Consider the following 14,828-nt stretch of genomic DNA (forward strand, 5'->3'; position numbering starts at 1 on the left):
TATAACGAGCAACTATTATATTTGCCGTCGCAAAAACCTAAAATAAATAAACATGAAAAAAATCGTATTTGCACTCGCATTATTCGTAGGTATTTTTTCTATGAATGCACAAACGGAAGAAGAATTAAAAGCTCAAAAAGCAGAAAAACAAGCAGCAGCAGATGCTTTACAAGCTGAGGCAAACGCTTTACAAGCACAAATTGACGCACTTCCTGGATGGAAAATTGGCGCATTTGGTACAATTGGTGGAAGTCTTTCAGAATTCAACAACTGGTATGCACAAGGAACACCAAACAACTCTTCGGGAAATATTGGATTTACAGTAAATGCATATGCTAACTTAAATCAAGAGAAATTTTTCTGGAACAACAGTGCTAATGTAAACTTAGCTTGGGTAAAGTTAGACGATAAAGACGATCCAACTGACAGTAGTAAATTTAGAGAAGCTACAGACGTTTTCAACATCAGTTCATTATATGGGCGTAAATTAAGTGAAAAATTCGCAATTTCTGGATTAGTAGAATACAGAACTACATTATTGAGCAACTTTAATGATCCTGGATATTTAGATGTTGGTGTTGGTGCAACTTGGACGCCAATTAAGAACTTAATCGTGGTAATTCACCCATTAAACTACAACTTCGTATTTAGTGATAATGATACGGTATTTGAATCTTCTTTAGGTGCAAAAATTGTTGCAGATTATACAAGAAGTATTGGAGCTGTAAACTTCAAAACAAACTTATCTATGTTCCAAAGCTACAAGAGTAGTGATTACTCAAACTGGACATGGACAAACTCATTTAGCTATACTTTATGGAAAATGATTGGTGTAGGTTTTGATTTTGGTTTAAGACAAAACAAACAAGAAGCGGTAAACTTCAACCTTGCACAAGGAAATACAACAACTACATTTGACAATGTAGATAATAAATTACAATCATTCTGGACAATTGGTTTAAGCTACAACTTATAACAAACTGTCTTTTTTTTAAAATATAGAAAAGCGCTTCCTATTGGAAGCGTTTTTTGTTTATATTGGTACAATTCTTGATGCAATTCATTTTTTTTAATTAAGAACTAACTCATATGAAAAATACACTAACCATCTTCGTATTATTTCTAAGTACATTCCTCTTTGCACAGGAAACACATGAAACAGAAGCAATAAAAGCTGCTGTAAAAACTCAAACAGATACCATTTCAATGGGTTGGAACTCAAAAGGAAAAGTATCATTCCTCTTTAATCAGGCTGCTTTCTCAAACTGGGCTGCTGGTGGAGAAAATAGTATTTCTGGAACATTAGGACTCAATTACAACATAAATTATCATCGAGAAAATTGGGATTGGGATAATCGAATTATTGTGGCATATGGCTTAACTCAAACAAAAAATAGTGAATTCGTAAAGAAGACTGACGACCGTTTTGAAGTCAACTCTGTTATTGGTAAAAAAGGAAAAAATAACTGGTTTTACTCAGGTTTTTTTAACCTTCGCACACAAATCACCAAAGGTTATCGTTACGACACTGACGAAAACGGGAAAGAAATTCGCATGGAAAACACCAATTCTTTTTCTCCTGCATATGCTTCTTTTGGCCCAGGAGTTTTATGGAAAAAAAGTGATGATTGCAAATTCAATATTGCGCCCGGAACTTCTAAAGTAACTATTGTTGATAGTGATCTTACATTACCAAACGAAGAGTATTTCGGTGTACCTGAAGGTGAAAGTTTACGTTATGAACTTGGCATGTATGCTTCAGGGTACTATAAATTGACATTACTTGATAATATTGTCATGGAAAACATCTTAAATGTATATGCAAACTATTTAGAAAAACCTGAAAATGTAGACATCGACTATAATGTAAATATTGTCATGACAATCAACGAATATTTTTCTACAACGGTAAATTTTCAAACTATTTATGATGACAATGCTTTTAATGGATTGCAAACACGTGAAGTCCTAGGTTTAGGTGTAAATTATGCTTTCTAAAACTCAAAAAAATTAAATCGTATACATGAAAAAAACAAGAGTGAAAACAGAAACGTTCTTGTGTGAGTTTCATTCAACTACATATTACAAGTATGGCTTTCCCGTAAGTGTTTGATTATTAATTTTTGTAGTTTCAGTAAACCAAAATTATATATCATGAAAAAAAGAAATTTAAAGTCATTAAAGCTTAACAAAAAATCTGTTTCCAACTTACAAATAGACAAAGTAAACGGAGGTTTTGACAGAGTAACGCTTACATTTTTTAACGGACTTTGTCAATGTCCAGCACCTACACGAAACAATGCCAGTTGGTGTATTTGTTTATAACATTTAAAAGCGAACTGAAGTTCGCTTTTTTTATACATTTCTTTTAAAAATTCTAATTACAGTCCTCTTTTTATTACATTCAGTAAACACGAATACTTTCTATAAACCAACATCTGATAATTTAGAATAAACGCTTCCTAATTTTTAGCTTAAGAATACATTGTCAAACCATAGATTTGAGAAACTTTATGAATCGAAAATCATGAGAACAAAAAAAATCCTTCCCACGTTTTTAACTTGGCTTCCTTCAGTAATCATACTATTATTTTTTATCCCAAATGCGTTAGGCAAAATATTGCATCCAAATCAAACAGGAAAAATTATCGCTAATAGCGCTGTACTAATAATGACAGGCATATTTTTATTAATTGCAATTGCGTTATTTCTATATAAGAAAACAATGCTCATTGGAACTTCTTTTTTAGCAATATATATGACATTTATCGTATGTATTCACATGTATAAAGGAAAACCTTATGAAATAGCTATATTGATTGTGACAGCAACAATATTTGCTGCATATATTAGAAAACCATCATTGTTTCATGAAAAATAAAATAGTAGCCTTAACTATCTGACGAGAAACCGAAACAGGCTATCTAATTTACAATTTTCGGATTTGATTAAAATCTAAAAAGTAGGTCATTTTTAAAGAAATACTATTGCTATTATCTTGTTGTAAAGTGTTTTTCAAATTGGTTCCGTAACTCGAATTGATTTGATTGTTAAATAAATTAGCGCCTAATTTATAGTTAAAACTGAGCTCACTTGCGGGCGCAAATTGCCAACGTGCTGTATAATCAATGGTAAATGAATTAAAATTATCATCAAAATCATCCGCGTTGATTGTATAATTGTTTCGATCTAAATTTCCTTGATTGTTCAACGTGAATTGATCATTATAGTCAACTTGAATCCAGTAATGACGTACGCGCAAGTTCATACTCAATTTTGAATATACAGCATAACTTGCTTCAAAGGTATTGGTCAGTTCTTTAACGCTTCGTTTTCCAAAAATAAGATTATCATTTTCACGCGTTACAAACCCGGCATTGCTTGGAATATTAGTAAAATCTTGACTAAGGTATAAAGAAATATGCTGGCCCAATTGTGCTCGCAAACCATATCCTGCAATAAATTCATCTGAAAATATATCAGAATTCAAGGTCCTCACATACACTCCATATCCTGCAAATGATAGGTTTTTATTTCGATTGGTTTGATATTCTGCAAAATATTCCAACTGTGCAGGTTTATTAAAATTTCTGTCTTTTGTTCGTGGTTCAAAAAAATCTTGCCGCTTTTCTATATATGCAAAAGAACCAAAAACCACACTATTATTCTTAAAAGTAGCATCGCCCTGTATTTTATAATAAGCAAATTCCTTTTCAAATAAACTATAATAATAACGTTGTGAATGATCAATTCCAATAGTATACTGATTGAACCATTTTTTAGGATTGTTATTTCTATAATTCAGATTCGCTCGTACACTAAATTGATTGTTTCTGGTTAAAAACCCAAAGTCATTATTATCAAACTTTTCATCGTACAAATTTGCTGAAATACCTCCTGTCCAATTTCCACTTACTTTTGATGCATACGCATAATATTGATGTCCAAATTCATTTTTTCGATCCGAAAAGTATTTCTGTGAAACTGCTTTCTTTACATATAAAGAATACGTACGTTCTTTGGTATATCCACGAAATAAAAGTGCTGATAAATTACGATCATAATCGTTTCCACTTCGCCAAACAGAATTATTAAGAAACGTTACTGACGAGTTGTTTCTCAAGGTTTGATCCAACACCAAAGCATTGTAATTCGTAAACGGATTCGTCTGCTCTTTTCGGAATTCGTTGGTCGTTGTGTTTTTAATAGTTGCTTCACTTTTTGCGGTAATTCCATTCAATACACCAACAGAAAACCCTTTAGACGATTTCCCCGTAATTTTTACCAAGTTTAAAATATTAGAAGCAATCGGGTTTTCTATAATTTCTTCATCTTCTCCCAAAGAAATACGGTTTTTATTAATCGGCACACCGCCAATTCTACGTGTATACAAGTAACCTCCTTTGTCAAAAATCTCTGTCCCTTCTATAAAAAATTGTCTATTTTCATTAAACCGAACTTCAAAAGGTGATAAATTAAAAATTTGATTATCAGACAATGCTTGGCTAAAATCTGGAATCAACGAAACATCTAATGTGTATGAATTGTCATGCACATATTTTACATCCAAACCTCCATTTAAGGTTGTTTTGCTCGTTCCGTCAGGACTTTTTTCATTGACAACTGATACAAACGGATAAAATGACAAGTTTAACGGCGGTGTAATTTTTGGCAATCCTTCCAATTTACCAAATTGATTTAAATACCCATCAATTTCAGGTTTTATAGGACTCCAATACGATTCTTCATTCAGTTTTGAAGCAATTCGTTGAAAATTAATCGTAAAATTATCCATCTTCTCTTTTGGAAAACGAATACTATTAAACGGGATTTTCAATTCGGCAATCCATTTGTCATCGTATAATTTTACGGCACTTTCCCAAACTACATTGAAATTGGCGTAACTATTATTTTGACTCAGTTTTATATCCGATTGAACATTTGCGGCCGTTACTGTAAAGTCATATCCTTCACGTGTTTCGCCAAACGGATCAATTTGAATGGCAAAAACATCTGCATTTCCTGTATCGTCTCGTGCTGATAATTGACTATTGATTTCTTCTTTCTTTTCTACATGCATAATTCCCAAAACGTATAAATAACTATCGTCATACAACACTGCAATTTCTGTATTTCGAACAGACGCTTTTCCGTTATCAGGTTGTACTTGAATAAAATTTCCTGTTTCCGCATACTGTTTCCAATCGGCTTCGTCGGCAACACCATCAATGGAAATTTCAGTCGTTATTTTATGGGCTTGAATCGTTTTTTGTGCGTAACTTTTTAAACCAATAAGAAGAAATAAAAAAATAGCTACTATTCGTTTTTGATTGATAAATGGTTTCATGATGATTGATTTTTGAATGCTGCAAATGTGAAGAAGTCACGCGGATAAACAGGTTAAGTACGAGTTAATGAGCGGTTAATGTATGTTAACAGGGAAATGTGATATTCATTAACATTAGTCTGAAACACCTATAAACACAGTAAGCACAGGCTTTTTTAAGGTTAATGATCGGTTAACGATCTGCTTTTTTATGGCTAACATGAGCGTTATTGCTACTTTTGGCTTGTTGAATCTGATAAAACAAACTATCAACGATCTCAAAACAAATTCACGAGATCTATGTCAAGAGATTCACAACAATAAGTAGAGATCATTTAAATCTCGATTATCGAGAAAACCATTACCAACCGAATGAAAAACAAAATCACCATATTAATTATTGCGTCTATTGCCACGTTGGCTGCTTTATCTGGTATTCAAGGATATTTAATAGAGAACGCGTATCAATTGGAAAAAAAATTATTCATTCAGGAAACGGACGAAGCTATTTCTGACATTGACAATCATCCTGAGTTAGATTCGTTAACAGATATCATTGGCGAAGAACTTAAAGGAAACTTAAGCGATTATAAAAACAAACGTATTACAAAAGCGGAAGTAATTCGAAAATTAAAAGCTCAAGGCGATAGCGTCAATCCACAATACATGAAGCGTTATAATACAGAATTGGACAGTATAAACTTAGGATATAAAATTCGTTACAAACGTCAAATAACGAGCATTGTTACTTTTGATGGTAAAAAAATTGATTCTATTTTTCCATTTTCTAAAAATAGAGATCTAGCCATATTAGGAGAAGCTTTTCAAGATGAAGAATCGCAAACCATAAAAAGCGCACGTACGTTTACAGAGTTTGAATATGTAGAAAAATTAAACGATAGTATTTTTGTAAATAGTAGTATTGATTTAGAAATCAAAACCAAAGACGTTATTGTAATTACAGACTGGAAAAGTATTGTATTTCGCAGAATGGCAACCTTGCTAATTTTCTCGGTATTACTCTTCTTATTTGTGGTTGGATTGCTGTATTATTCCATTAAAAACTTAATCAATCAGAAAAAAATAACAGAAATTAAAACAGATTTTATCAATAATATTACACACGAACTCAAAACGCCATTGGCAACTTTAAGTGTCGCTTCTAAAAGTTTGAAAAATAAAGAAATTCAAAATACACCTGAAGCTTTTGAAAACACCTTAAATATTGTGGATAGACAGAATACGCGTTTACAAAAATTAATTGATCAAGTGTTGACGAATAGTTTGAGTTCGGAAGACATTGTATTATCTAAAGATGCCGTAGTAGATACGACGTATTTTAAAGATTTGGTAGATGATTTCAAACTATCTACACAGCAAAAATCATTAAAACTCATCAACGATGTATACAAAGAAGATGTCATTTTACGTATAGATACATTTCACTTTACAACGGCTTTGATCAATATTTTAGAGAATGCTGTAAAGTATGGAAACGACGAAACAGAAATTCATTTAACAACACGTTTAAAAAACAATAAGTACATCATTAAAATCAGTGATAACGGTACGGGAATTTCTGAGAAAGATCAAACACAAATTTTTGACAAATTTTACAGAGTCAGTCATGGCAATGTTCACAATGTAAAAGGATTAGGCTTAGGTTTGTATTATACACATCAAATAGTACATGCACACCAAGGAAAAATTACGGTACAGAGTGAACTTACAAAAGGAACAACATTTACCATTATAATACCAATTAACTAATGCAAAAAACCAAAGTTTTACTCGCAGAAGACGATTACGATTTCGGAAGTATTTTAAAGCAATACTTGGCAATTCACAATTTTGAAGTGGTTTGGGCTAAAGACGGCAAAGAAGCTTTGGCATTTTTTACGGCGGCAGAACATCAGGAAAGCAATGCTTTTGATATTTGTGTATTTGATGTAATGATGCCAAAATTGGATGGTTTTTCATTAGCTGAAAAAGTGATTCAATTCAACCCAGAAATTCCATTCATCTTTTTAACAGCTAAGAAGATGAAAGAAGATAAAATACGAGGATTAAAACTCGGAGCTGACGATTATATCGTCAAACCATTTGAAGCAGACATTTTAGTTTTACGTCTACAAAACATATTGAAACGAACACAAAAGACAAACATTTCATCAAAAAACGAACAAGAATATTCAATCGGAAATTATGTTTTTGACACAGTAAACTATCAATTAAAATTCAATGGAGAAACCCAACGAATTACTGAAAAAGAAGCGCAACTTATTCAGTATTTCTATGACCATAAAAACCAAATGATAAAACGAGAAGACGTTCTTGAAAATGTTTGGGGAAATGATGATTTCTTTTCCGGAAGAAGCATGGATGTATTCATTAGCAGACTTCGGAAATATTTTAAACAAGATTCAAATATCGCTATTGAAAGTACACGCGGTGTAGGATTGACATTTAAAATCATCACAAATTAATTTTACATCATTAAAAAAACGAACAAATGAAAACTTATTTTATAACAGTTATATACATCGTATTTGCCTGCGCATTTAGTAATGCACAAGAAGCACCAACACCGCCAACGCCACCATCAACAAGTAGTGTAAGCAAAAGCTCTACACAAACTGAAAGCACCTCTATTTCTATTAGTTACACGGATGAAGACTATAAATTACGAGCGCGTTTTCCAAAAAACAGGTATGAAAAATTGAAAGCACTTATTCAAAATGAACTTGGTGGAAAAAACATGGATATTGGCAAAGGATATTCTAAATGGAGTAATGATGAGAAGGTATATTACATTAAACTGACTGAAAAAAGTCTTCGTATTTCCTTAGATTTAACAGTTGCTTCTCCAGAGTTAGCGGACAAGTTTTCTGAAATGGGAAAAGATATTAAAATGATTGTATCTGGCACCAATGCCAATGATGAAAGAGTACGTATGCAGCGTGAAGCAGATCGCATGCGAAGTGAAGCAGATCGTATGCAACGCGAAGCAGAACGTTTGGAGCTCCAAGTAAAACGTGATGCTAAACGTATACAACGTGAAAAACAACGTGTAAAGAAAGAAGCAGAACGCGAAATACAACGTATGGCACGCGAAGAAAAACGCTTGGCGCAACGTGTAGAAATGGAAGCAAAACGAGTAGAACGTGATGCAAAACGTATAGAAATGGAAGCAAAACGTTTGGATAGAGAAGCAAAACGCTTTGAAGAAAGAGCGCGTCATAAAGGCGGTGTTAGCCGATCTATTAAAAACTTACTTAATGATTCCAAAACCTTATATTCTGGAAACTCTAAAAGTTATAACAATTGGATTTGGCCGGCAATTCAGGATAGACTGATAGAAAAACTAAAAGCTGACAAACTAGTTTCTTCTGCGGATGATATTACTTTTACTTCCGAAAGAGACCGATTGTATGTAAATGGAGAACAGTTATCTGAACGTCAAAATGAATCGTACAGGAAAATGTTGATGGACGCAGGGATTCAACCAAGTTCAGATTTTTCATTTTACAAACAAGGAAATCATATTGTTGTTATTGGCTTGAATGCGAAAATTAAAAAATTCTTTACAGATATACATTCAAAAGGATTTATTTCATCAACGGATGAAGCTGTAAAAATATTTATTAATGGAAATTCTGTAGTTCAAAACGGAACAGACTTGTCTGCAGATAAAGTAGCTACATACAACGCTATTCTTGCAGAAAATGGTATTATTCCAGCTCCAGGAAAATATATTGAAATGAAAAAAGCAGGAAGCTACCGACTAGGGTATAGTTTAGGGAAAAATGGAATTATTGGTACTTGGATTGAAGAAGATTGATATGATAATAATTTTATATACAAACACAAACCCCTTTATCAGCGATTACTGACAAAGGGGTTTTCTTATTACTTTCATTTTTTCTTCTTAGAAACCTCTTCTGCTAACAACAACGCATTATAGGCGTTTACTATTTTCCCTGATTTAGATAAAGAACTGAAAGGTACTTTGTTGGGATCTTGTTTTTCTCCTCTAGCATATGGTTTTAGCACATCAATATCATATGAAACTCCTGATTCCATAATGATTTGTTTTACTTCGGAGGCTGATAGATTAGGGTAATACGAAAACAGTAAACTTGCGATACCACTTACTACAGCACATGACAAAGATGTACCTGTATCTTTAACTTTTCCTGATCTGCTTAAAGAGGTAATTCTGGTTCCTGGCGCAAAAATATCCACATTTTTCTTTCCATAATTTGAGTTACTAAATACTAGAGTAGAATCTATGTTTTGAGACGTATTTCCAACTTTGATAAAGTTTCTAACAGATTCAATACCGTTAATATTGTCTGTAGGAAAATCATTGTTCTTGTCTATATTCAAGCCATTGTTTCCAGATGACGTCACTATTAATACGTCATGATCTTCCGCATATTTAATAGCTTCATTAACCCATTCAGGATACATAGAGAATGTTTTTCCTAAACTCATATTAATCACTTTTGCACCGTTATCTACCGCATACCGAATTGCTAGAGTAATATCTTTATCAAATTCATTACCTACAACTGCAATACTCAACGGCATTAGTTGTACATTATCATTGATGCCATTTATACCGATATTATTGTTTCGTGTTGCTGCAATAAGAGATGCGATTTGTGTTGCATGATTTATGCCGTATATTCCTTGTACATTATTGTTTCCGTAGGGGAAATCATTTAGATTATGTATATCGTCGTTTGTTAATAAACGATCGTTGTAATCAAAATTAAGTAGTGTATTTATTTTAAATTTTTCAAAATTAACACGACTATCAACCCACTTTTCATCAATGTTATATTTGATATAATATACTAATTTTGAGATTGATTCTTTTTCGTCTACATCTGAAATTGTAAGTTTCAAGGAGTCCAAAGTTGAAGATGCGTAATTCTCTTTTGGAAAATACTTTTTAGCAATACTTTTACCTTTAAGGAATCGTCTTTCGATTCGTTTAAATCTAGCTATTTCTGATTTTCTTTTTTCAACTTCAAAATTATAAGCTAGATACGCTTTTTGATATAACTTAAAATTCTCAATGTCTTTCTTTGGAACGTCTGATATAGAATTATATTTATCAAATAATGGTTTATATTTTCTTAGAATTCTTACATATTCATAACTCGTATAGGGTACATTATCTCCTTTGTTTGTTCCTACATAGTTCCAACCATGAATATCGTCTATATAACCATTGTTATCATCATCAATTCCATTATTAGGAATTTCATCTTTGTTAATCCAAATCTGATTTTTTAAGTCGTCATGATTAATATCAATTTCTGAATCAATTACAGCAACAATTATTGAACTATGTTTTTTAGTTTTTAAAAATTGATATGCCTTATCTAAACTTATCCCAGGAATAGAATCATCAATAATATCTTTATGTTGCCATTCAGCCCATTCTTTATTAGTTAATTTTTGTTTAGAAACTGCATTCTTAACAGGTACAAATTGAAACTGATTTTGTGAAATAGCTGAGTAACTATATAATAAAAGTAAAACAAGGAATTTTATAGTTTGTAACATCTAACTTATTTACGTCTTTTCTTCTTCTTAGAAACTTCTTCTGCCATCAATAAAACATTACAGGCATTTACTATTTTAACTGATTTGGATAGAGGAAGGTAATATAAATTATTTTATATTATAAATTGAAACTTTATTTCTACTTTTAATTAAAATTTGTTTTTCTTCAAATGTTTAAAGATTTAAACCTTAATATTTTTAATTTATTAATTTTTGCAGGAATAATTCAAGGATTTATCTTTGGGTTTATTGTTTTATTTAATAAAAAATTTACAACAAAAGCTAGCTCTTATTTAGCTACATGTATGCTTTTATTATCATTAAGTAATCTACAATATTGGTTAATTGATATAAAAAGTGTAGAAAAGTATAATTTTTTAAAATATATTTATATCCCTTGGCATTGGTTAATAATGCCAGCTTTTTATCTATTTGTCTATAAATATTTGCAAAAAAAGGAAACTTTAAGCAAAAGAATGAAAATCTTTCTTTTTGCTCCATTTATATGCGTAAGTGCTTTAGTCATTGTTTTATTGTTTTATAAGTTTCTGATAAATAATAATTATAATTTCCCTTCCCACTTTAATCGAGGAATTTTTATATACTTGGATTTTCTATCTATAATATTCAGCGTTTCCATTATATATTTAATTTTCAGCCTGTTAAGAAAATATGAAATAAAAAATAAAGAATACGATGCACATCAAATAGTTTCACAAACTCACTGGCTAAAACGTCTTATTACTATTGGGTTGATTACTTGTTTTTTTTGGATTATAGCAATTGTAATTACCATTTATTCTAATGAACAAAATCTTTCATTATTTTACTTTTTATGGTTAGGTATGTCAATTATTATTTATTATTTAGGATACGTTGGTATTAACAAATTACAGTTGATCAAAGAACGAAAGAAAATAAGGGCTTCTCGGGAAGCACAAAAAAATATTGTGATAAGTGATCTAAAAATAAAAACCGATAGTGTGTATGAAGAATTTGTTTTGTTAGTCAATAAACAATTCACAAATCCTAATTTATCACTAGATGAAGTTAGTAAGCTATTAGGAGTTAGCTTAAGTTCTATATCTGAAAAAATTAAAAAATATAGTGGTAATAATTTCTCGACATATGTAAATACGTTACGAATAGAAAGAGCAAAAGAAATATTTAATAATTCTGATTTTGAAAACTATACTACTACAGCAATAGGTTTGGAAGCTGGTTTTAATTCAAGATCTAGTTTTTATAGAGCATTTAAAAAAATAGAGAAATGTTCCCCTCAAGAATATTTAAATTCACAAAAATAAGTGTCATTTTCTCCAGATTTGAGATTTTGACACACCTTTAAATGTATCTACATGTATTATTGCAATGTACAAACACAAATAGTAATTTATGAAATCAATTAAAAATATATTGTTACTAGTTTTAGTTTTATTATGCTTCATTAACTGTGAAAAAGAAACTAGTCTAGGTGAATTTGAAGAAATAATAAATACCGCAAAACAAGTGCCTTTTTCCTCCCGTTTAGTATATACCAACGAAATTGAAAGCAATCGTATGATTAGTGAAAAACTGAGAGGGTTAAACATACACCGAAACAATGCAAATTTTGAAAGTGACAGCAACGATTTCTCTATAGATACCAATATTGCTAAATACGTAGAAAAAACAGACGGTAGCGGTTATTCATATACCTTTGCTATTAATCGTGAAGGTGCTATAGCTGGCGAGGTTGAAAACTTAGTACTCTCCATAAATACAACTACAAAAGAGATAAGCACGATACTAATAAAGTATCATTATTCAACTACACAATTTCAAGAACTTTTGAGTACGGGACATGTAAGTACCTACAATGAAACAACAGTAACACCTGTAACGGGTAATTTTTCAAGCTTACTAACCGAAAGCAGTACACAACCTTGTACTATAAGTATAAATACTTTTCACATAATTCCAACTGTTAATGGAGTGCAAGGAGCTACATATCAATATACGGCAACCAGTCAATGTCAACATGAAATAGATCCTGATACAGGAGAAACAGAATGTGAAGTATATAGTGTACTAAATATATGGTGTCCTCCTGGTTCTAGCAATGGAAGTTCAAGTACTTCAACTACCAGTGGAACAAATACTAATAGTACTCCTTCAAATGATCCTATAAACAATACGACTAATGGAGGCAGTACAACACCAACAAATTCTAATAACAATAATGACGAAAACGAAATTGTAACAACTCCTCTTTTAACTCCACAACAAGAAATTAATAATTGTATAAATTTATCATTACAAGAGAGTAATTGGTTAAATTTAAGAGAAAACAATGCTGTTGCTTTAGAAATTAATAATTATTTACAAAGTGAAGGTTGTAACGAAACAACGCAGAATATTATCCATGATGCATTAATACTTCTAATTTTAGACGAAAATTTAACTTTTGAAAAGTATTTCGTGCAAAATATGGTGTTTTTTAAAGCACCAACTAACCCAATTCAGGATATAATTGAATATTTAAATTGTTTTGACACTTCTGCTCCAGCTGAATTAACAATTTTTTCTGATCAACCTGTGCCAGGAGATAGAGAAGAGACTTGGACTTGGGGAGGAGATGTAGGTCATGCATATATAGGGATAACTCAAGGAAATATTACTAGGATTCTAGGTTTATACCCTACTGAAAATACTACACCTTTAGACCCTAGTGCTCCTTTTATTTATGGAAATGATGAAAATTATAATTCTGACATTTCCATTACTAAAGATATATCTAGCTCTGAATTAACAAATATATTAACAGAAATCACGACTAATACCAATAATTATAATTTAAATACTAATAACTGTGCAACTTTTGCAATTCGAATGGCTAATATAGGAGGAATAACTTTACCAAGTACTGAGAGTTCATGGCCAGGTGGAGAAGGAAATAATCCTGCCGATTTAGGCGAAGATATTAGAGAAAGTAATATTATAGAGACTGAAGTAAATCCAATTACAAGAAACGCTCCTCAAAATAATGGAAATTGTTAATACTTAAATTATGAAAAAACATATCACAATCCTTTTATTTATTTTTATTATTTCATGTTCAAAAGACAAGCATAAAGATTACGAAGTAATGAATGATTTTATGAATAATATTTTTCTTGTTGAAAATTACAAAATAGAGTATTTGAATAAGTACATGACAGATGAGTATGTAGAAAAATATAACTCTTTATCAAAAAAAGAAAATGAAATTCATGAAAAGTTCACAAAAGCTATTATAGATAAGGTTAAAAAAACATTATCAGATAATGACAATAAATATGAAATAATTGAAGAAGAAAAACTCACTAAGGAAAAATATAAAGGCTATTACGACATTGACTATCAAGGAAATGGAAAGATATACAGATTAATAATTAATGAAAATTATATATTATTCTTTATTCTTGAAAACCAGAAAATTTATTCGTTTTGCCCAGACATTTATCAATCTTCTAAAGGCAAAGTTATCCCATACTTTTTCTTTGAAAAATAAAAATCCTCGTACTTATAAAATTATATATAGTACTTAATTTTTAATAATAATATTTAGTTCATAAAATAACTATAGCTCTATTCAAGCATTATAGGTGACTTTCTGTGGTTAAAATTTTCAAAAAAATGATATAACAATATGTTATACAGAAAAAGAATTACTTCGAATAAAGTATAATTCCTTAACACAAAACAGCATGGCATTAGAAAATTTAATCAGTATTGAGTTTACTCAAGAAGAACTCACAGCTCTCGATGCACACCTTGATGGCATTCAACAAATACTTACAGGAAAAACAGTAAACATTACCCCCGAACAACGAAGACAATACGGAAGCATTGGCAACCAAAACAAACTCATTGTAGACAAAGCAAAAAACTATATGGAACA

General features: G+C 31.0%; 12 protein-coding genes and 1 pseudogene. 11 read left to right on the forward strand and 2 right to left on the reverse strand.

Going from position 1 to position 14,828, the window contains the following annotated elements; genetic code table 11:
• Positions 1-52: 52 nt before the first annotated feature.
• The 4 genes from Q0828_RS08320 to Q0828_RS08335 all read left to right on the forward strand — a co-directional run bounded on the left by Q0828_RS08320 (position 53) and on the right by Q0828_RS08335 (position 2,881).
• Complete coding sequence (locus Q0828_RS08320) at positions 53-976, forward strand: DUF3078 domain-containing protein (RefSeq protein WP_298419498.1); 924 nt, start codon at positions 53-55, stop codon at positions 974-976.
• A 113-nt stretch (positions 977-1,089) separates the two neighbouring features.
• Positions 1,090-1,998 (forward strand): DUF3078 domain-containing protein, encoded by a 909-nt coding sequence (locus Q0828_RS08325; protein WP_298419499.1) that lies wholly within the window; start codon positions 1,090-1,092, stop codon positions 1,996-1,998.
• Between the two features lie 156 nt (positions 1,999-2,154).
• Positions 2,155-2,325, forward strand: a complete 171-nt coding sequence (locus Q0828_RS08330; protein ID WP_298419501.1) for a hypothetical protein — start codon at positions 2,155-2,157, stop codon at positions 2,323-2,325.
• 202 nt (positions 2,326-2,527) lie between these two features.
• The gene (locus Q0828_RS08335; protein ID WP_298419503.1) at positions 2,528-2,881 is read left to right on the forward strand and encodes a hypothetical protein; all 354 of its coding nucleotides are present in this window, start codon (positions 2,528-2,530) and stop codon (positions 2,879-2,881) included.
• Between the two features lie 48 nt (positions 2,882-2,929).
• Here the strand turns inward: Q0828_RS08335 and Q0828_RS08340 are convergent, their stop codons facing one another.
• The gene (locus Q0828_RS08340) at positions 2,930-5,347 is read right to left on the reverse strand and encodes a DUF5916 domain-containing protein (RefSeq protein ID WP_298419505.1); all 2,418 of its coding nucleotides are present in this window, start codon (positions 5,345-5,347) and stop codon (positions 2,930-2,932) included.
• Between the two features lie 351 nt (positions 5,348-5,698).
• Between Q0828_RS08340 and Q0828_RS08345 the strand changes: the two genes are divergently transcribed.
• Genes Q0828_RS08345 through Q0828_RS08355 form a run of 3 tightly spaced genes read left to right on the forward strand, consistent with a single transcriptional unit; the run spans position 5,699 to position 9,167 of the window.
• Positions 5,699-7,096, forward strand: coding sequence for a HAMP domain-containing sensor histidine kinase (locus Q0828_RS08345; RefSeq protein ID WP_298419507.1), 1,398 nt, complete (start codon positions 5,699-5,701; stop codon positions 7,094-7,096).
• Positions 7,096-7,812 carry a response regulator transcription factor gene (locus Q0828_RS08350; RefSeq protein WP_298419509.1) on the forward strand — a complete coding sequence of 239 codons (717 nt, stop codon included), beginning with the start codon at positions 7,096-7,098 and terminating at the stop codon, positions 7,810-7,812. Before Q0828_RS08345 ends, Q0828_RS08350 begins: the two co-directional genes overlap by 1 nt.
• A gap of 26 nt (positions 7,813-7,838) precedes the next feature.
• Complete coding sequence (locus Q0828_RS08355; protein ID WP_298419511.1) at positions 7,839-9,167, forward strand: hypothetical protein; 1,329 nt, start codon at positions 7,839-7,841, stop codon at positions 9,165-9,167.
• 74 nt (positions 9,168-9,241) lie between these two features.
• On the opposite strand, the gene Q0828_RS08360 is transcribed toward Q0828_RS08355, so the two are convergent.
• On the reverse strand, positions 9,242-10,906 hold the full coding sequence (locus Q0828_RS08360; protein WP_298419513.1) for a S8 family serine peptidase: 1,665 nt from the start codon (positions 10,904-10,906) through the stop codon (positions 9,242-9,244).
• A gap of 170 nt (positions 10,907-11,076) precedes the next feature.
• On the opposite strand from Q0828_RS08360, the gene Q0828_RS08365 reads away from it, so the two are divergent.
• The 4 genes and pseudogenes from Q0828_RS08365 to Q0828_RS08380 form a co-directional block, all read left to right on the forward strand.
• The gene (locus Q0828_RS08365; protein WP_298419514.1) at positions 11,077-12,213 is read left to right on the forward strand and encodes an AraC family transcriptional regulator; all 1,137 of its coding nucleotides are present in this window, start codon (positions 11,077-11,079) and stop codon (positions 12,211-12,213) included.
• Between the two features lie 88 nt (positions 12,214-12,301).
• Positions 12,302-13,945 (forward strand): hypothetical protein, encoded by a 1,644-nt coding sequence (locus tag Q0828_RS08370; protein WP_298419516.1) that lies wholly within the window; start codon positions 12,302-12,304, stop codon positions 13,943-13,945.
• Between the two features lie 10 nt (positions 13,946-13,955).
• On the forward strand, positions 13,956-14,438 hold the full coding sequence (locus tag Q0828_RS08375; RefSeq protein WP_298419518.1) for a hypothetical protein: 483 nt from the start codon (positions 13,956-13,958) through the stop codon (positions 14,436-14,438).
• Positions 14,439-14,634: 196 nt separating this feature from the next.
• Positions 14,635-14,828: pseudogene (locus Q0828_RS08380) on the forward strand (hypothetical protein); the annotation flags it as partial.

It is taken from the genome of uncultured Kordia sp. (assembly GCF_947496985.1).
In the GTDB taxonomy this organism is placed as follows: domain Bacteria; phylum Bacteroidota; class Bacteroidia; order Flavobacteriales; family Flavobacteriaceae; genus Kordia.